The following is a 19073-nucleotide window of genomic DNA, read 5'->3' on the forward strand; positions in this document are numbered from 1 at the left end:
GCAGGGTCGCAGTTTTTCACTGGTTGTTGGGCCCGCGGCCCAGCAGCCGGATCTCCTCGTTGTCCAGCGCGGCCTGGAGTTCCTGAAGCACGAGGTCGTCGATCTCCCGGTTGTCCCGCAGTCGGGTCACCTCCCGACGCTTGTGGGCGAGCACCCCGAGGCGCAGTCGGCGTTCCAGCCGGCGCTCCTCGGCGGTGTTCCCCCCACTCTCGTCGAGGTCCTCCAGATGCCGCCGATACTCGGCCTCCAGCCGACGCACCGATTCATCCTGGGCGCCGATCTCCTCGGCGACCTGGGGCAGAGCGGCCAGGCCGACCTCCGTGGCCCGCCGCCGGGCGTTGCGGGCCTCGTCGACGCGTTCCGGGTCGCCGCTCAGCCCCGCCCAGCGCACGATCAACGGCAGGGTGGTGCCCTGAAGCAGCATGATCAACACGATCACCAGCGCGGTGACGAAGATGATCAGATCGCGTTCGACCACCGGTCGACCGTCGACCATCACCGTCGGGACGGCCAGGGCGGCGGCGAGCGAGACCGCGCCCCGGAAACCGGACCAGCCGGCCACGGTCCCCACCCGCCAGCTCGACGGACCTCGGCCGTCGTCGTCCACCATCCGACGGCGTCGCAGCCGCGCCGACTCAGCGGTGAGGTAGATGAAGAGCAGCCGGGTGCCGATCACGACCAGGGTGACCACCAGGACGATCAGCAGAGCCCGCTCGGGCGAGGTGCTGGTGATGCTCCGCACCGAGCGCGGAATCTGCGTGCCGAGCAGGACGAACAACCCGCCGTTGATCAGGAACGTGGAGAGGTCCCAGAACGCGTACGCCAGCACCCGGGACCGGGCGCGGATCACCCGAGGGCCGGCGTAGGCCAGCACCAGGCCGGCGACCACCACCGCCAGCACACCGCTGGCGTGCACCGAGTCGGCCAGCAGGAAAGCGCCGAACGGGGTCAGCACGCTGAGCGCGCCCTCGCGCAGCGGATCGTCGAGCCGTTTGCGGATCAGCACCACGGCGGTCCCCACCAGCAGACCGGCGACCACGCCGCCGACGCTGGCGCCGACGAACTCCTCGCCGATGCCCAGCACGCCCGGATCGGCGCTGTGGCTGAGCAGTCCCACGGTCACCGCGAAGATCACCAGGGCGGTGCCGTCGTTGATCAGGCTCTCCGCGTGCAGGGTGGTGAGGAGCTTGCGGGGCAGCCGCTTGGCCAGACCGGTGACCGCCGCCGCGTCGGTCGGGGCGAGGACCGCGCCGAGCACCCAGGCGGCGGCGGGGTTCACCCCGAACGCCTGTGCGGTGAACGACACCGTGACCATGGTGAGCACCACCAGGACCACGGCCAGCAGCCCGATCACCGGAAGGTTGGCCCGGATCTCGCGCAGGCTGATGGTGAGGCTCTCCCGGTACAGGATCGCCGGCAGGAAGATCAACAACACCAGTTCGGGTTCCAGGGTCACCTCGGACAGCGGCGGCGTCAGACCGAGCAGCACCCCGAACGCGATGAGCAGGACCGGCGGGGCGACCCGGTAGCGGCCGCCGAGGGTGGTGCCGATCAGGACGGTGGCGCCCAGCACCACGATCAGGATGAGCACCTCCACGGCGTACCCCCTTGATCGTCGACCGACGGTGGACGCGCCGGTGGTTCCATCTGACCGCACCGCCGCCGGGTTCCGACGCGAATCGGCAAGTCGCGGCCGGCAGCGGCCGACGGTCAGGGCGCGGGGGTGGCGGCGCGGGCCCGTTCGGTGACCGCGCGGGCGACGCGTCGGTGCGCGGCCGCCTCCTCGTGGCGGCCCAGCGCGTCGGCCAGGGCGGCGAGGTGCCCGGCCACCGGGCCGAGGGTGAGCACCCCGCTGCCGGCCACCACCTCGCCCGCCGCCGGGAGCAGCTCGACGTAGACCCGTTGCATCGTCACCCGGTCCCCGAGGACGCGCGCGGCCCGACCGACGAGGCAGAGCCGCGCCTCCCGCAGCAGGTCGTGCGGGCCGTCCGGAAGGGTCCGCAGGGCCGCTGCGGCGGCGTCCCGGTCACCGTCGGCGATCAACAGCAACGGCCGGACCCACGGCTCGTGCGGCCCCCAGTCCAGATCCGCCCAACCCGCGGGGTCCGATCCGGGGATCGGTTGGTCCGGGCCGTCGGACCCCTCGGCTCCGGGGGTCGACCGGTCACCGCCGACGGCATCGGCCAGCCGTAGGCCGAGCAGGGCGAGCGGGAGCAGGCCGCGGGTCAGTCCCGGCATACCGTCGGCACTCAGCCGGTCGGCAGCCCGCCGGTACGCGTCCGCCGCCGCGGCCGACTCGCCGTCCAGAGCCAGGCGCAGTGCCGCGTACCAGCGGGTGAAGACGCCGACCAGCGGCAGCTCGTACCGTTCGGCGAGGTGGTCGGCGGCGCGGGCGTGCGCGTCGGCGGCGGGCCGGTCGGCCATCGCGCAGTGCGCCTGGACCAGGACGAGGTGACCGAGCACCTCGAAGGTCACCAGCCGGTGCCGGGCCGCCAGGTCGACCAGTTCGGCACCGATCCGAGCCCGGTCGGCGGCCAGGCCGACGCGGTCGAAGGCGTGCATGAAGCGGGCGTTGAGCGCGAAGGCCAGCAGCCCCGGGTCACCGACGGTCCGGGCGATCGTCTCGGCCTCGTGCGCCGCACGACGGCCCCGGTCGGTGGTGGTGCCGCGCAGCTCCAGCGCGAGGGTGCTCAGCAGTCGGCTGCGCTGCGCCGACCCGGTCGGGCCGAGTGCGGTCAGGGCGTGCTCGGCAGCGCGCACGATGTGCCCGGAGAGCAGGTCGTCGTCGTTGCGCGTCCAGATCGCGGGCACGTCGAAGCCGGCCAGTACCTCCTCGATCAGCAGCGGATCGCCGACGGACTCGGCGGCGGTGATCGCCTCGGCACGCCGTCGCCGGGCCTCGGCCAGCCGGCCCGTCACAGCCAGCGCGCGTCCCAGACCGAGCAGAGCGCTCAACCGCTGGCGCGGCTCGACCGCACCGGCGCGGTCGTACGCCTCCACCGCCTGCCCCCACAGGCGGGCCGCCTCGTGCGGGTTACCGCCCCGTTCGGCCTGCTCGGCGGCTGTGCGGGCGTACGCCGCGGCGCGACCGGCGGCGATGGGGCCACCCGCGCGGAGCAGGTGGTGCGCGAGCGCGGCGGGCTCGACGGGCTCGCGTTGTCGCAGCACCTCGGCGACGGCCGCGTGCCAGGCGGCGCGGCGCGGTGTGGACAGGTCGGCGTAGAGCGTGTCGCGGACCAGGATGTGGGTGAAGCGCAACGGCCCGTCGGGCTCCCGCTCGGTGAGGAACCCGGCCCGCAGGGCGCGGTCGACGGCGTCCAGCACGGCGGCGGGGTCACCGGCCAACGCGGTGAGCACCTCCGGGTCGAGGTCCCGGCCGAGCACGGCTGCCTGCCGCAGCACGGTACGCGTCTGTGTGGGTAGCTGTGCCAACCGGTGCCGGATGACGTCACGCACCCCGGGCGGCACGGCGGCCAGCGCGGCCTCCCCCTCGCTCGCGTACAGCTGGGCCAGCTCGCGGACGAAGAAGGGGTTGCCGCCGCTGCGGTCGTGGATCAACTGGGCGGTGGCCGGGTCGAGCGCCGTCCCGACGACGGCACCGGCCAGCTCGTCGGTCGCCGACGCGGGCAGGCCGGCGAGATACTCCCGGATCGGCTCCAGCCCGGCGGCGCGAGCCAGGGCGGCGGTCAGCTCGGGGCTGATCTCGGTGGCCCGGTAGGTGCCGAGGATCAACACCGGCCCGGTGGCGGGCTGCGGGCCGGTGAGCAGGGCGGTCAGCAGATCCAGGGTGTCACCGTCGGCGCGGTGCAGGTCGTCGAGGACCAGCAGCACCGGCCCGCGGTCGGCGACCGCCGAGACCAGTGACGCCACCGCACGGTGCCGGCGGAAGCGTGCCCCGGCGGGGTCACCCGGGCCAGCCTCCGCACCAGGGCCGTCGGCGGCACCGGCATCGGCCGGTCCGGTGAGCGCGTCGGTGATCTGGGACCACGGCCAGGCCGGTGGGGCGCCCTCGTACTCCGGGCTGCGTCCCCACGCCGTGGTCCAGCCCTCGGCGGCGAGCCGCTCGGTCAGGGTCTCGGCCATCGCGGACTTGCCGGCCCCCGGGTCGCCGCTGAGGAGCGCGAGGGTGGGCCGACGGCGTCGGGACGCGGCCTCGGCGGCCTGTCGCAGGCGACCCAGCTCGGCGTCCCGGCCGACGAACGGGCGCTGCCGGGCCGGACCCGGCTCGACAGGTCGCACGAGGCCGGCGCTGGCCGCGTCGAGAGCCGGGGTGAGGTGCGGGGCGGGGGTGAGGTCTGGGGCCGGGGTGAGGTGTGGGGCCTGGGCCAGGATGTCGGCTTCCAACCGGCGCAGCTCGGGCCCCGGGTCGACGCCCAACTCGGTCACCAGGACGTGTCGCGCCTCGCGCAGCGCGGCAAGCGCGTCGCCCTGCCGGCCGGCGCGGTAGCGGGCCACCGCGAGCAACCGCCAGGCATCCTCGCGCAGCGGGTAGCTGGCCAGGTGGGCCGGCAGGTCGGCGGCGGCCTCGTCGGGCCGACCCAACGCCAGCAGCGCCTCCGCCCGCCGCTCGACGGCCAGCATCCGCAGCTCGTCCAGCCGGTTGATCTCGGCGACCGCCCAGGGCTCGTTGGCGCAGTCCGCGTACGCGGGGCCGCGCCAGAGCCGGAGCGCGCCGTCCAGCGCAGCCAGGGCCGGCGCGGGCCGCCCGGTCGCCAGCAACCGGCCCGTCTCGCCGACGGCCGCCTCGAACTGTCCGGCGTCCACCGCGTGCGGGGCGGCCCGCAGCACGTACCCGGGTGGTTCGGTGACCAGGATCCGGGGCGGTTGTCGGGGTGCTCGATCGGGCTCCAGGGCCCGGCGCAGGTCGGCGACGAAGGTCCGGATGGCGCCCACCGCGCCGTCCGGCGCGACCTCCCACAGGTCGTCGACGAGACGTTCCACCGGCACCACCCGACCGTGGGCGATCAACAGCCGGGCCAGCACCAGGCGCTGCCGGTGCCCGCGCAACGGTGCCGGGCCACGCTCGGTCACGGCGGTCACCGGCCCGAGGACGCCGAAGGTCACCGCGTCCGGTGCCGTCGGTTGCCTGGTCATGGCACCAATCTAGGCGCGCCGGGCGGCCGGCACTGATTCGACACTGACCGCCTGCTGATCACCACCGGGCAGGCTCGATGACGTTAGGACGGCGAGGGGTCACCCCCAGCCGGCACTGCTCACCAGGAAGGTTCCCCGTGGACCCCAGGATCAACGGATTCGACTACCGGCGTGTGACCGTCGCCGACGGTGTGACGCTCAACGCCGCCGTGGGCGGCTCCGGGCCGGCGATCGTGCTGCTGCACGGCTTTCCGCAGACCCACCTCATGTGGCGGCACGTCGCGGCCGACCTGGCCGCCGACCACACCGTCATCTGCCCCGACCTGCGCGGCTACGGCGACAGCGACAAGCCCCTCGACACCGACGGCGACGGGTACGCCAAGCGCACCATGGCCGCCGACATCGTGGCGCTGGCCGGCGCGCTCGGCCACGAACGGTTCGCGCTGGCCGGCCACGACCGGGGCGCCCTGGTGGCGTTCCGTGCCGGCCTCGACCACCCGGAGGCGATCACTCAGCTCGCGCTGCTCGACGTGCTGCCCACCCTGGACACGTGGGAGGTGCTGCACGGCACCTCCGCCGCCGTCGCGTTCCACCTGTACCTCATGGCGCAGCCGCCCGGCCTGCCGGAAGCCCTGATCGGCGGCAGCCCGGACGCCTTCTTCGGCCACTTCCTGGACGTCTGGACCCGTGATCCGGAGGCGCTGCCGGCGGACGTACGGGCGGAGTACCTGCGCGCGTCCCGGGAGGCGGTCACGTCGATCGTCGCCGACTACCGGGCGTCGGCCGGGATCGACGTCGCCCACGACACGGCCGACCGGGTGGCTGGCAACCAGCTGCGGATGCCGGTGACCGTGCTCCAGCAGGACTGGGGTGCAGCGCTGGGCTACGACGCGGCCGCGGTGTGGCGTGCCTGGGCCCCGGATCTGGAGCATCGGACGGTCACCTGCGGGCACTTCATGGCGGAGGAGGCGCCCGCCGAGGTGGTCCGGGCGCTGCGCGCCCTGCTCGCCCGCTGACCGATCGGCGACCCGGTCGCACCACTGTCACCCTCGGCAAGATATCCGACACTCATTGTCACCGGGGCCATGGTGCGGCCGGGTCGCCGCGTTCCGACCGACCCCGCGCGCTCGAATCGGCCCAAAACTGGGCCTGACCTGCGGCAACACGACGTTACACCTGGTGGACGACAACCGGTCATCGGTGCTACACAGGCAGATATCGGCAGCCAACGACGGCGAGTCGCAGCACCCTTCTCGCCCAACGACCGTCCATAGGCAACGCACCAACGGGCCTCGCCGCGCGGACCGCAGCTCGACAGTCGCGACCCACCGAATGGCACCGGCTCACCGGCCGCTGCTGGACGCCGGTCCTCGACCAAGGAGTTGCCGTGGGAAATCTCCGTATCCGATCCCGTCACCAGCCGTACGAGATCGCTGTCCTCGCTGCGGCACCCGTCTGCGGCGTGCTGATGTTGACCCTCGACGTCCGTCCGACGTCCGTGCAGACGTCCATGCCGGTGCCGATCCAGATCGCCTGGGAGCTGGGTCTGATCGCGGTGGGTGTGGGCGGGCTGTTGGGGATCGTGTGGCCCGGCCGGCTCTCCACCGGGCTCGGCATCGAGCTCGCGTCGGTGCTGGTGCTGGGCACGATCACGGGCATGTACGCGGTGGCCCTGGTGGCCGCGTCGGGCCGACAATCCATCGCTGCGACGTCGTTCGTCGCCGCGGTGGCGGTCGGGTCGCTCTGGCGGGCGGCGCAGATCGCCGTCGACCTGCGCCGGCTCGCCCAGGCCTGCGAGCTGGTGAGTTACGAACAGTTGCAGGCGGGTGTCACATGATTTCGTCTCCGGCGCCGGCCGCACCGCACTGGGTGCAGATGGCGCTCAGTGTGCTCGGCATCCTCGGTGGAAGCACCGGCCTGGCCGCCATCGCCACGGTGGTGGTGCAGCGCGGCAAGTTCAAGGCCGACGCCGCCGACACCCTCACCGAGGCGGCCCTGACCCTGGTGCAGCCGTTGCAGACCCGGATCACCCAGTTGGAGAGCGAGGCACTCAACGCACGCTCGGAACTCAACGTGCTCCGCGAGCAGGTCAACCAGTTGCAGTTCCTGGTCCGGGTCCTCAACCGGACGCTGGACCGCTGGCGGACCGCGATCCGTGCGCCCGACGCCACCCTGCGAAAGGTCCGAGCGACGGTGACGGAGACCGACAGGTCGACCCAGGACCGCTGACCCGTACGCGGCCGGCACGCCTCAGTGACCCAGGCGTCGGGCGAGTTCGCTCACCGCCGCACGGAACTCGGGATCTGACTCGCCCGGATGATGCCCGCGCACCGGTGGCGGACGGCGCTCCCCCGGGGCAGGCAACAGGCTCTGCGGGTCCCGCAACCGCCGGTCGACCCGGCCCGCCGGGTCGGCGGGGTCCGGAGGCGGATCGCCGGGCCGGTGGGCGGCGAAGATCCAACCACCGACGGGGTCGGTGTCCCGCCACAGGTTGAGCCACCGCCACTCGACCCGCTCCCCCACCGTGCGGAGCACCGTCTCGTTGAGATAGGCCGGAAAGAGCCGGGCGTACAGGCGGTCCAGCGGCGACCCGTAGGTGAGCAGGACGACACGCTGACGTACCCGCGGGGGCAGTCGCAGCACCGCGAGGGCCAGCAGCACCGACCCGTGGCTGTGCCCACAGAGCAGCACCCCGTCGTGCCGCTCGGTCAGCTGGGTGATCCGGTCGGCCAGCTCCGGCACCGCGCGGTCGGCGTAGCTCGGCGGTGCGAACGGATGCGCGGCCCGGGGCCAGAAGGTCCCCAGATCCCACAGGATGCCGACGTGCCGACGGAACCACGCCGTGCGGTAGGCGAACACCCCTCCCAGGATCAGGGCCACCACCATGGCAGCGACGAGATAGCTGCCCAGGGCGAGCCCCATGCCGACGGCCCCGGCCGGCAGCCCGAGGACACGCCACGCCAGTTGATCCGGTGCCAGGTCGGCCAGCCTCAACAGACTGGCGGCCAGACCGATCACCGTGAGCGCCGCGTACGTGATGGCGAGCAGTCCCAGCCACTCGGTGAACCGCGCCCGGGCGACCGTCTCCGTCACCTGCCGCAGGCGCCCGGCGCCCTCCGGCGTCACCTCCGGGAAGTCGCGGGCGATGATCGCCGCCGCCGCCCGCCACCGGCGGCGTCGCGACACGAGGGTCAGCCCGCCGCACATCACCACGCCCACGATGACGTGCAGGAAGAAGGCCAGCAGCGTCCACTGGTACGGCAGCGGCGGCCCGCCGTCGCCACGGTAGCCGTCAAGCAGGTCGCCGCTCTGGTATACGAGGTTGGCGGCGAACGCACTGCCGAGACCGACCGCGATGGCCGCGACGACCGCAGCGCCCAACCCCCGCGGCAGCGCGTCGCGGCCGTCGCCTCGGCCGTGGTGCCACAGCACCAGCCCGCTCAGCACCACCAGCAGCGTCATCTGCGTGAGCAGCGCCCAGCTCACGACCTCGTCGTAGCCCGGCAGCCCGTCCGACGACGGCCAGGCCCGCTCATCCCAGGCGACGGAGATCAGGGTGGCCACGCTCAGAGCGACTGCCACCGCGCCCACCCCGCTGGCGGTCCGGGTGACCATCCGTTCGGTCGCCGCCCGATCCAGCAGACCGGGGACGGCCAGCAGGCCGGTGCAGGCCAGCAGCACCGCCGCGCTGAGCGTCAGCAGCACGCTCGTCCAGGCCGTCGCGCCGCCAGCGGCCCGGGCCACGAGCAGCATCAGGTCGACCACCGCGAAAGCGGCGGCGACGTGGACCGCGCGCAGCCGCCCCACCAGCGGCTCGACGGCCCACAAGGGGTTGCCGGCCGGACGGGGCCGTCGGGTGCCCAGCAGTCGGAGGAAGATGACGGCGGCGATCGGCAGCAGAGCCAGCACCGCCAACCTCGGCCCGACCTCCCGTCCGTCCAGGCCGGCCATGGTGTCGAAGGGAGCGCGGCACCGGGCGGTGCCCAGACACCGCCAGGCGAGCAGGTCGAGGGCCACCCCGGCGATGGACACCACGTACACCACGGTGAGGTTGAGGGCGAGGAGCCGGCACAGCACGGTGACACCGGCGGCGCTGTGACGGCCGGTCGGCCGCATCCAGACCGCCACATTGCTGAGCATGAACGGCAGCAGGAAGACCAGCGAGAGCGTCCGGGCCACGGTGCCCGAGGGCAGGTCTCCCCACCGGTACGCCTCCAGCGTCACCCCGCCCGACTCGGCGTCCTCGGATTCGGCGGCGCGGTGGAAGCCACCGCTGTCGTCACCGGCGACCTGCCGGACGTGCGCCTGACCGAGCACCTGCTCCGGTCGCGCTCCCGACACGCCGTGGACCCGCAACTCCACGACGTCGTGCCGACCGCGCCGCTCGCGGTGCGGCGTGTCATCCATCGGTGCCCGCAGCGGGCCGACCCGGTGCCTCCCACCGTTGCGGCAGCCGCCCCGCACTCCCACTCGCCATCGCCATCCCCCCGGCCCGCGGCTGCCACCGCCGACCCAGTCGTACCACCCGGACGAGAGGCCCCGGGCGGGTTCGGTCAGGCCGGGTGGTCGTACTCAGCGGCCGGTGCCGCCGACGCGTTGGGAGACCAGGTCCGACGCGACATCCCAGAGCCGTTCGGCGTTGCCCGGGTCGACGGCGTACGTGGCCACGCCGGTGTAGTCGGCAGGGCGCTCGGTGACCACCGCCGCCTCGGCGCAGTCCTCGAAGTAGCGACCGCCGACGCCGTCCAGCAGGGGAGACGCGGCGAGCAGCACCGAGGTGGCGGCACCCTGCTGCGGGGTCTTCTGCCGTTCCTTGGGCGTCCGCAGCCCGCCGGTGTGCTTCTGCAACCCGGTGGCGATCGCGCCCGGGTTGAGCGCGTTGGCGTGGATGCCCTCGCCGGACCAGCGGCGGGTCGCCTCGACCGCGAGCAACGCCTCGGCGCTCTTGGACTGCCCGTACGCGAGCAGCGGGTCGTAGGGCCGGAACGCGAAGTGCAGGTCGTCGAAGATCACCGGGGAGAAGAGGTTGCCGCTGGAGCTGACCGACACGACCCGGGCGCCGTTGGCCGCGGCGAGCGCGTCGTGCAGGCCGACGGTCAGGGCGAAGTGCCCCATGAAGTTGGTGGCGAACTGCATCTCCCAGCCCTCTGCGGTGCGCTCCAACTCGGGCAGCGCCATGATCCCCGCGTTGTTGACCAGGATGTGCAGCGGCTGGTCCCAGCCGGCGACGAACCGACGTACCGATTCCTGGTCGGCCAGGTCCAGCTCGCGGGCGGTGACCCGGTCGACGCCGATGCTGGCCGCGATGTCGGCGGCGGCCTGCTCGCCGGCGCTGACCCGGCGTACCCCGAGCACCACCTCGGCGCCGGCGGCGGCGAGCGAGCGGGCCGTCTCGACGCCGATGCCGGCGGCGCCTCCGGTGATGACGGCCCGCTTGCCGGTCAGGTCGACCCCGGCGAGGACCTCGTCGGCGGTCGAGGCGAACCCGAAGGGAGTGTTGATGCGAGATGTCATTGCTGTCCCGTCTCTCGATCACGCTTACCCCGACACTGTCACCCAGCCGGCCGGTCGCAGCCGGATCCCTGCTTTTCCTGGGAGTGGCAGGACCAGGATGGGCGCCGGTGGCGGCTCCTACGATGAGCGGGTGAGCACAGCCGGCCCACTCGGCGACTACCTGCGTGCCCGGCGCGAGCTGATCAGGCCGGGTGACGTCGGGCTGCCCGCGCACGGGCGTCGGCGGGTGCCCGGCCTGCGCCGCGAGGAGGCCGCTCTGCTCGCCGGGATCAGCGTCGACTACTACCTGCGGTTGGAGCAGGGCCGGGACCGGCACCCGTCGACGCAGGTGCTGGATGCTCTGGCCCGCGCACTGATGCTGGACGCGGAGGCGGCAGCACACCTGTACGGCCTGGCCCGGCCGGCGCCGGCCCGCCCGGCGGCGCGGCGGCAGGAGCGGGTGCCCCTGGGCATCCGGCAGTTGGTCGGCTCGTGGAGTGAGACCCCCGCCTTCGTGCACGGTCGGCACCTGGACGTGCTTCTCGCCAACCCCGTCGCGACCGCGCTGGCGCCGATCTTCACGGCGGGCGTGAACCTGCTGCGCGCCGTCTTCCTGGACCCGAGCGTGCCGGCTCTGTACCCGGCGCTGACGGCCGTCGCGGCCAACGCGGTGGCCGGCCTGCGCGCACAGGTCGGCATCGAGGTGGACGACCCCCGGCTCACCGAGCTGGTCGAGGAGCTGACGGCCGGCAGCGAGCGCTTCCGGCGGTTGTGGGCCCGGCACGACGTCACCGTCCGTGCGGGCGGTGGCCTCCGGGTGTTCCGGCATCCGCAGGTCGGCGAGCTGGAGCTGCGCTACGAGAAGTTCACCATCAGCGGCACCACCCAGTCGCTGGTCGTCTATCACGCGGAACCGGGCGGCCCGTCGGCACGCTCACTCGCGCGGCTGGCCAGAAGCGCGGGCAGCCCGGCGGGTGCGGCGGCGGACGGCGAGGAGTCAGCCTAGCTCTGCGGGCCGGTCACCGGCGGGCCGCCCGCTCGGCGACCACGACCGAGATCCCGTCGAGGACGCGTTGCAGACCAAACTCGAACGCGTACTCCGGGCCGTACGCGCCACCGTGCTGCTCCCCGGCCGCGGTGCCGACCCGGGAGGCGGTCGGGTAGCTGCCGGCCGTCATGAACGTCTCCAGCCAGGGCGCGTGCGACTGCCACCACTGGCCGTCGGTCATGCCGGTCTCGCGCTCCAGGTCGACCACCTCGGAGGCGGCCCGCGCCGCGCTCTTCACGTGGCCGAGCACGAGCGTGAGCACCGCGTCCATCTCGACGTCGCTGAGGCCGATGTCGACGATCGCGGCCAGCTCGTAGTCGTACTTGGCGATCAGGTGCGGGCCGAGCACGGGTCGGGTCGTCTCGGCCCGCAGCATCCAGGGATGCCGCTGGTAGAGCGCCAGGTTGTCGCGCGCGATCCGCTCCAGTCGGGCCCGCCAGTCACCCTCGACGGCGGGGCGCGGCATCTCGCCGTACGCGGTGTCGATCATGACGGCGACGAGTTCGGCCTTGCCCGGCACGTAGGTGTAGACCGACATCGTGCCGACACCCAGCGCCTCACCGACGCGGCGCATGGTCAGCGCGTCGAGACCCTCCGCGTCGGCGATGTCGATCGCGGCCCGGACGACCCGGTCGACGCTGAGCCCGGGCCCGGCGCTGCGGCTGGTCGGCTCCCGGGTGCGCCAGAGGATGGCCAGGCTGCGGGCCGGGTCCGCGGTCGCCTTGCGCTCACTCGCCATGGTGCGGCCATCCTAACAACGCGGGCGTACGACGTACGCCGCGCGGCTGGCCCCCTTCCCGGCGCTCGGGCGGTCCCAGCAGAACCCGGTCACACGGCCTCGCGGTCGTCGGACAGCGCCGGGCCGGCGGCGGCGGGCACCAGGTGCCGTACGTCCGGTTCGCCGTCGGTCAGCTCCCGGGCCCGTTCCTCGGCCGCGCGGTCCTCGCCGGTCAACCGGCCGCCGTGCTGGCGCAGGTGCTCGTCCCAGGACGGCACCAGATACACCTCGACGAACCGGTCCGTGGTCTCCGCCGGCCGGAACAGTCCCCAGCGCATCGCGCCGGTACGCTGCCGCGCGCCGCGCACCAGGTCCATCGCCGCCAGGAACGACTCGGTCCGCTCCGGCCGCACGGTGTACTGCACGGTCACCAGCACCGGCCCCACCCCCGGGTCCGGCTCGTGTGCCAGGTGCAGTTGCGGCCAGTAGGCCGCCGGTTCGCGGTTGACCGACCGCAGGTCCGGCAGCGGCCAGATCCGACTCGTCACGGTGCCGACGAGCATCAGCGCCGCCGCCGCGAGGTAGGCGAGCGCCAACCCGGCCATCTCGGCCACCAGCCCCCAGAGAAGCGCGCCGACCGCCTGCCCACCGGCGAAACACACCTGGTAGACGGCCAGACCTCGGGCCCGTACCCAACTGGGCAGGAAGAGCTGCATCTCGGCGTTGACGTTGGCCAGCACCGTCACCCAGGCCGCCCCGGCGGGCAGCAGGGCGAGCAGCACCAGCGGCACCGCGTCCACGGTGCCGACCACGGTCAGCGCCACGGTGAACAGCGCCCCGGCGATCAGCAGGAGCTGGTTGGCCGAGAGCCGGGTGCGGATCACCGCCAGCAACACGCCACCGACGATGGCGCCCACGCCGAGGGCGGCCAGCAGCAGCCCGTACCCGCCGGAGCCCAACCCCAGTCGCCGGCTCGCCACCAGCGGCAGCAACGCCCACAGCGCGCTGGCCGGCACGACGAAGACCAGCGCACGGCGCAAGAGCCGGCGCACCGTCGGCGAGTGGCGTACGTAGCGGCTGCCCGCGCGCAACGCGGCAGCGAACCGCTCGGGCACCTCGACCGCGCGGGCGGTGCCGGGCCGCCAGCGCCACAACGCGTACGCGAAGACTCCGAACGCGATCGCGTTGAGGCCGAAGACCGGGGCGACACCGGTGCGGGCGATCAGCACGCCGGCCACGGCGGGCCCGACGGCCCTCGCCACGTTCACGCTGATCGAACCGAGTGCGGACGCCGAGCGCAGTTGGTCCGGTGGCACCAGCTCCGGGATCACCGCGGCCCAGGCCGGCAGGGTGAGCGCCTGCCCGACCCCGAACGCGAAGGTGAGGGTGAGCAGCAGCGCCGGAGGCATCCGGTCGGTCAGGGTGAGCAGCGTCAACGCCACCGCCACCGCCACCAGGAACAGCTGCACGGCGATCAGCAGGTGCCGGCGGTCGAAGCTGTCGGCCAGCACCCCGGCGGGCAACGCCAGCAGCAGCACCGGCAGCAGACTCGCGGTCTGGACCAGCGCGACCAGGGTGGAGGCGTTGGAGTGGTGGATCAGCAGCCACTGCGCGCCGACCGTCTGCATCCAGGTGCCGATGTTGGCGACGAGCAGGGCCAGCCACAGGTTGCGGTAGACCGCGGTCCGCAGCGGCGCCCACGCCGAGGCCGGACGGTCGTCTGGTCCGGCTACGGCCGTCACCACCGCCCGTCCGCGCGCAGCACGCGCTCGCCGGAGACGTAGAGGTCGTCGGGTTCGAGCAGCAGCAGCCGGACGACCTCGGTGGCGACCTGTTCCGGCATGGCGTACACCTCGTCCAGGAAGTCGGCCCCGACCCGCTCCTGCAGCCGCGTCGGCATCGGCCCGGGATGCAGTTGCATCACCTTGACCCGGTTGCTGTGCTGGGCCTCGGCCAGCGAGTCGACCAGGCTGTTGCCGTAGCTCTTGGTGGCCCGATAGACGGGGATGCCGGGCCGAGGAGCGGCCAGCGCCAGCGCGCCGATGTAGACGACGTTGCCGTGGCCCTGCCGGTGCAGGTGCCCGACCGCCTCCCGCAGCAGGTACGTGACGCCCAGGACGTTGATCTCCACGGCTCGGCGGATGTGCTCCACCGACAGGTCACCCAGGTCGCCGCCCGCCCACATGGAGGCGCAGGCGGCCACCCCGTCGATCGTGCCGTAGCGCTGCACCACCTCGGCGAAACCCGCACGGACCTGCTCGTACGAGGAGATGTCGCAGACGGCGCCGTCGCACCCCAGCTCCTCGGTCACGGCGGCGACCTCGGCCGGAACGTTGCCGAACACCACCACCTGGTGCTCGTCCACCAACAGCCGGGCCACCGCGAGGCCGAGACCGCTGGTCCCGCCCACCACCACCAAAGTCTTGGCACCCATGTCTCTCCAGCCGCCGCAGCACAGGTCACGCGAGCCGCGCGACGGCGCGTTCTTCCCGTTTCCGGACCCGGCACACCCGTTGGCCGGTAGTGCTGGGCATACCCCGGGGAGGGGATCTGGACGGCTGGGGCACCGGGTCGCTCCCGATTAGCGTCTTCCGCATGACCACGGAACACCCTTCGCACCTGGCCGAGGCGCTGCGCCGCCGCCGCTGGCTGATCTCCGCGTGGCCCTGGCGCGCGCTGGCCTACCTGGCGACCACCGTGCCGATCGCCGGCGTGCTCGGCGTCGGGCTGCTCGTCATCGGCGCGCCCCTGTTGGCCGCCGCCAACGGGCTCCGTCTGCACAGCCGACCGCCGAGCATCGCGCTGATGCTGTTCCTGGCGACCGGCAGCCTCACCCTGCTGGCGTTGGCACCGCTGGTGAGCTACCCGGTGGCCGTCGTCGAGCGGTGGCGGGTCCGGCTCGTGGACGGCCGCCCGCTGCCCACCTCACCGTGGCCGGGCCTGGTCGCCCGCTACCGCAGCGCCGCGACCTGGCGGGAGGTGGCGTACCTGTTCTGGCTGGGCGGGTTCGCTCCGGTCGCGTACTGGGTGTTCCTGGTGCTGGTGCTGCTCGACCTCGGAATGATCTCCAGCCCCTGGCTGGCCGGCGACGCCAACCAGCCCGTCGTGATCTGGCAGCCGATCGACACCACCGGCGAAGCCATTCCGTACGCGATCGTGGGGGTGCTGCTGATCCCGGTGCTCTGGTACGCCGTCGGTCTGCTGGCCGCCGTCCAGGCAGCCGTGGCCCGGTGGTTGCTGGCCCACCCGGTGGACGCGGCGGCCCTGCGTGAGGTCACCCGCTCGCGCACCCGGCTGGTCGGCGCGTACGAGGCCGAACGCCGCCGCATCGAGCGCGACCTGCACGACGGCGCACAGCCCCGGCTCACCAGCCTCACCCTCCAGCTCGGCCTGGCCCGACTGGACGTATCCGAGGACTCCCCCGCCTCCCGACCGCTCGCCGTGGCGCACGACCAGGCCCGGGGCCTGATGGTGATGCTGCGCCAGCTGGTGCACGGCATCCGGCCGCAGAGCCTCACCGACCTCGGCCTGGCCGGCGCCGTACGCGAGTTGGCGGACACGGCCACCATCCCGGTCACCGTGCACGCCGACCTGCACGACGAGTTGCCGGAGATCGTGGAGACCACCGCGTACTTCGTGGTCTCCGAGGCGCTCGGCAACGTGGTCCGGCACTCCGGGGCGACCCGCGCGGACGTCCGTCTCACCCGAGCCGGTGGCGACCTCGTGGTCGAGGTCTCCGACGACGGCCGGGGTGGTGCCGACCCGGTCCGGGGCACCGGCCTGACCGGGCTCGCCGACCGGGTCGCCGCCGTGGACGGCCGGCTGCTGCTGTCCAGCCCGCCCGGCGGGCCTACCCTGGTCCGGGTGGAGCTGCCGTGCCGTCGCTGACCCGGGTGGTGCTCGCCGAGGACGAGGTGCTGTTGCGGGAGGGCCTGGTCGCGCTCCTGACCCGCTTCGACTTCACGGTCTGCGCCGCGGTCGGCTCCGCGCCGGACCTGCTCGACGCGGCCCGCGAGCACCAACCGGACCTGGTGCTGACCGACATCCGGATGCCGCCCGGCCGCCGTGACGACGGGCTGCGCGCGGCCGTCGCGTTGCGCGCCGAGCGACCCCACCTGCCGGTCGTGGTGCTCAGTCAGTACGTGCAGACCGGGTACGCGGCGGCGCTGCTGGACAGCGGCGACGGCCAGCGGGTGGGCTACCTGCTCAAGGACCGGGTGGCCGAGGTCACCGAGTTCGTCGACACGCTGCGCCGGGTCACGGCGGGTGGCACGGCCATCGACCCGGACGTGGTCCGGCAACTGCTGCACCGCCCGCGCGATCCGCTCGCCGCGCTCTCCCCGCGGGAACGCGAGGTGCTGGCGCTGCTGGCCGAGGGCCGGTCGAACGCCTCGATCGCCCTCCGGCTGCACGTCACCGAGGCGGCGGTCGGCAAGCACGTCGGCAACATCCTGCTGAAGCTCGACCTGCCACCGAGCGACGACACCAACCGTCGGGTTCTCGCGGTCCTCACCTACCTGCGGGCCGACCCGACGAGCTGACCCGGCGTCGGGCCGCGACCGGGCTGGCCTGGGCGGGGCGATAGATTCGCCCTCAGGTACCGCCGCCACGTCGGGCGCGGACCAGGAGGATGGGGGCACGGCATGGCGGACGCGCTGCGGGTTGGGCTGCTGGGGTACGGGCTGGCGGGCCGGGTGTTCCACGCACCGCTGATCGCCGCGACGCCCGGGCTGCGGCTCGACGCGATCGTGACCCGCGATCCGCAGCGGCGCGAGCAGGCCCGGCAGCACTTCCCGGACGCCCGCCTGGTGGACGACGCCGACGAGTTCTGGCGTACGCCGGACGCTCTGGACCTGGTGGTGGTGGCGACGCCGAACCGGCAGCACGTGCCGATGGCACGGGCGGCGCTCGCCGCCGGCCTGCCGGTCGTCGTCGACAAGCCGTTGGCCCCGACGGCTGCCGAGGGTCGCACGCTCGTCGACGAGGCGACCGAGCGTGGGGTGCCGCTGACGGTGTTCCAGAACCGGCGCTGGGACGGCGACTTCCTGACCGCCCGCCGCCTGGTCGAGCAGGGCGAGTTGGGGCAGGTGCTGCGCTTCGAGTCCCGGTTCGAGCGGTTCCGTCCGACGATCAAGCCGGGCTGGCGGGAGCTTGCCGGCCCCGAGGAGGCCGGTGGCGCCCTCTTCGACCTCGGCGCCCACCTTGTCGACCAGGCGGTGCAGCTCTTCGGCCGGGTGGACCGCGTCTACGCCGAGGTCGACCGTCGCCGCGCGGGCGCGGCCGTCGACGACGACGCCTTCGTGGCGTTGACCCACGCGAACGGGGTGCACTCGCACCTGTGGATGGGCGCGATCACCGCTCAGCTCGGGCCCCGCCTGCGGGTGCTGGGTGACCGGGCCGGCTACACGTCGTACGGGCTGGACGTGCAGGAAGCGGCGCTGCACGACGGCGGCCGGCCGGACCAGCCGGGCTGGGGCGAGGTCCCGCCGGAGCGGTACGGCAAGCTCGGTGTCGACGGTGACCTGCGACCGGTGCCGACCGAGCCCGGGGCGTACCAGAGCTTCTACGCGCAGGTGGCGACGGCACTGCGCGACGGCACGCCGATGCCGGTGGACCCACGGGACTCGGTCGCCACGGTCGAGCTGATCGAGCTGGCCCACCGGTCCGCGGTCGAAGGCGCGGTGCTGCCGGTCCCGACCGTCTGACCCTGTCGTAGCCGGCACCTGTCCAGTCCGGCGGTCCTGCGGCGCTCGAAAACCAGTGGATCAGCGCCGCTGGGTGCCGTTACCGTGCCCGGAACCAGGTCGTCTAGGCAAGGACGTGCCGTTGTACACCCTGTGAGACCTCCCAAGCGCTGATCTGTCGCGCGTCGCGCCGTGTGCGCCGCGCTTCTTTTTGCTGCGGACCTCTCACTGAAACCGGTGTACCTCTGTGCTCAGAAACTGGGCCGTCGTGCCCACCTGCCTGCCGATCGTTCGCCGCCGTTGCCGCTCGTGCGCGTCCGAGCGCCTCCGGCCAAGCGGCAAGTTCCGCGTCAACGCCAACCACAAGCTGATCGACGTCTGGCTCCTCGCGCTCTGCACCGCCTGCGGGGAGACGGCAAAGCTCACCGTCCTGGAGCGGATGACCGTTCGTTCCATCCCACCGAACCTGCTGGACCGGCTGCACGACAACGACCCTGGGCTCACCGCCGAGCTGCTCCTGGACCCGGTCGTGCAGCACAGCAATCGCATCGCCCTCGACTGGGGTGGCGCCTGGCGCCTGGACACCGGCGGATCGGATCACCCGCACCACGAGACGATCGACGTCTCGGTCCGCTTCGCGGCGCGGATCCCCGTCCGACCGGCACGACTGATCGCGGAAGGGTGCGGTCTGACCCGAGGCGAGGTCGAGAGACTGATCGTCGAAGGGAAGCTCGTGTCGGCGGTCCGGTTGAGCGGCAAGCTCTCCGGCGACTTCACCTTCACCCTCAAGCAGCACTGACCGCCTCCGCTACGACCACGGGCCTGTCCGGCATCATCGGCCGGGCAGGCCCCGGGCGTTCCGCCAACGGCCGGGCAGACCCCCGGCGTTCCGCCAACGGCCGGGCAGACCCCCGGGCGTCCCGCCAACGGCCGGGCAGACCCCCGGGCGTCCCGCCAACGGCCGGGCAGACCCCCGGGCGTTCCGCCAACGCCCCACCAACCCCCCCCCAGCCCCCCAACCGCCCTGCCCCGCCCC

General features: G+C 73.4%; 15 protein-coding genes. 8 read left to right on the top strand and 7 right to left on the bottom strand.

The window, feature by feature from the left end; all coding sequences use genetic code 11:
• Positions 1–16: 16 nt before the first annotated feature.
• Both LADH09A_RS31380 and LADH09A_RS31385 read right to left on the bottom strand, forming a co-directional pair.
• Positions 17–1597 carry a Na+/H+ antiporter gene (locus tag LADH09A_RS31380; RefSeq protein WP_238649284.1) on the bottom strand — a complete coding sequence of 527 codons (1581 nt, stop codon included), beginning with the start codon at positions 1595–1597 and terminating at the stop codon, positions 17–19.
• A gap of 113 nt (positions 1598–1710) precedes the next feature.
• Positions 1711–5094, bottom strand: coding sequence for an ATP-binding protein (locus LADH09A_RS31385; RefSeq protein WP_238649285.1), 3384 nt, complete (start codon positions 5092–5094; stop codon positions 1711–1713).
• A 137-nt stretch (positions 5095–5231) separates the two neighbouring features.
• Between LADH09A_RS31385 and LADH09A_RS31390 the strand changes: the two genes are divergently transcribed.
• The 3 genes from LADH09A_RS31390 (at position 5232) to LADH09A_RS31400 (ending at position 7323) form a co-directional block, all read left to right on the top strand.
• Positions 5232–6110, top strand: a complete 879-nt coding sequence (locus LADH09A_RS31390) for an alpha/beta fold hydrolase (protein WP_238649286.1) — start codon at positions 5232–5234, stop codon at positions 6108–6110.
• Between the two features lie 371 nt (positions 6111–6481).
• Positions 6482–6931: a hypothetical protein gene (locus LADH09A_RS31395; RefSeq protein WP_238649287.1), complete on the top strand. Its 450-nt coding sequence runs from the start codon at positions 6482–6484 to the stop codon at positions 6929–6931.
• A complete protein-coding gene (locus tag LADH09A_RS31400; RefSeq protein WP_238649288.1) occupies positions 6928–7323 on the top strand; it encodes a hypothetical protein in 396 nt (131 codons plus the stop codon). The genes LADH09A_RS31395 and LADH09A_RS31400 overlap by 4 nt, the downstream gene beginning before the upstream one ends.
• A 21-nt stretch (positions 7324–7344) precedes the next feature.
• On the opposite strand, the gene LADH09A_RS31405 is transcribed toward LADH09A_RS31400, so the two are convergent.
• The gene (locus LADH09A_RS31405) at positions 7345–9501 is read right to left on the bottom strand and encodes a hypothetical protein (protein ID WP_238649289.1); all 2157 of its coding nucleotides are present in this window, start codon (positions 9499–9501) and stop codon (positions 7345–7347) included.
• A gap of 165 nt (positions 9502–9666) precedes the next feature.
• Positions 9667–10608: an SDR family NAD(P)-dependent oxidoreductase gene (locus LADH09A_RS31410; RefSeq protein ID WP_238649290.1), complete on the bottom strand. Its 942-nt coding sequence runs from the start codon at positions 10606–10608 to the stop codon at positions 9667–9669.
• 130 nt (positions 10609–10738) lie between these two features.
• On the opposite strand from LADH09A_RS31410, the gene LADH09A_RS31415 reads away from it, so the two are divergent.
• The gene (locus LADH09A_RS31415; RefSeq protein ID WP_238649291.1) at positions 10739–11593 is read left to right on the top strand and encodes a helix-turn-helix transcriptional regulator; all 855 of its coding nucleotides are present in this window, start codon (positions 10739–10741) and stop codon (positions 11591–11593) included.
• A gap of 13 nt (positions 11594–11606) precedes the next feature.
• On the opposite strand, the gene LADH09A_RS31420 is transcribed toward LADH09A_RS31415, so the two are convergent.
• The 3 genes from LADH09A_RS31420 to LADH09A_RS31430 form a co-directional block, all read right to left on the bottom strand.
• On the bottom strand, positions 11607–12374 hold the full coding sequence (locus LADH09A_RS31420; protein ID WP_238649292.1) for a TetR/AcrR family transcriptional regulator: 768 nt from the start codon (positions 12372–12374) through the stop codon (positions 11607–11609).
• A gap of 89 nt (positions 12375–12463) precedes the next feature.
• On the bottom strand, positions 12464–14098 hold the full coding sequence (locus tag LADH09A_RS31425; protein WP_238649293.1) for an MFS transporter: 1635 nt from the start codon (positions 14096–14098) through the stop codon (positions 12464–12466).
• On the bottom strand, positions 14092–14787 hold the full coding sequence (locus tag LADH09A_RS31430) for an SDR family NAD(P)-dependent oxidoreductase (protein WP_238649294.1): 696 nt from the start codon (positions 14785–14787) through the stop codon (positions 14092–14094). The genes LADH09A_RS31425 and LADH09A_RS31430 overlap by 7 nt, the downstream gene beginning before the upstream one ends.
• A 161-nt stretch (positions 14788–14948) precedes the next feature.
• Between LADH09A_RS31430 and LADH09A_RS31435 the strand changes: the two genes are divergently transcribed.
• The 4 genes from LADH09A_RS31435 (at position 14949) to LADH09A_RS31450 (ending at position 18836) form a co-directional block, all read left to right on the top strand.
• Positions 14949–16241: a sensor histidine kinase gene (locus LADH09A_RS31435; protein ID WP_238649295.1), complete on the top strand. Its 1293-nt coding sequence runs from the start codon at positions 14949–14951 to the stop codon at positions 16239–16241.
• Entirely contained in the window at positions 16229–16894 is a 666-nt protein-coding gene (locus tag LADH09A_RS31440; protein ID WP_238649296.1) for a response regulator transcription factor, read from the top strand. The genes LADH09A_RS31435 and LADH09A_RS31440 overlap by 13 nt, the downstream gene beginning before the upstream one ends.
• Before the next feature lie 102 nt (positions 16895–16996).
• Positions 16997–18058, top strand: a complete 1062-nt coding sequence (locus LADH09A_RS31445; protein ID WP_238649297.1) for a Gfo/Idh/MocA family oxidoreductase — start codon at positions 16997–16999, stop codon at positions 18056–18058.
• 226 nt (positions 18059–18284) lie between these two features.
• A complete protein-coding gene (locus LADH09A_RS31450) occupies positions 18285–18836 on the top strand; it encodes a DUF1062 domain-containing protein (RefSeq protein ID WP_238649298.1) in 552 nt (183 codons plus the stop codon).
• The last annotated feature ends 237 nt before the right edge of the window (positions 18837–19073 follow it).

It is taken from the genome of Micromonospora cabrerizensis (assembly GCF_022230955.1).
GTDB classification, from domain to species: Bacteria; Actinomycetota; Actinomycetes; order Mycobacteriales; family Micromonosporaceae; genus Micromonospora; species Micromonospora cabrerizensis.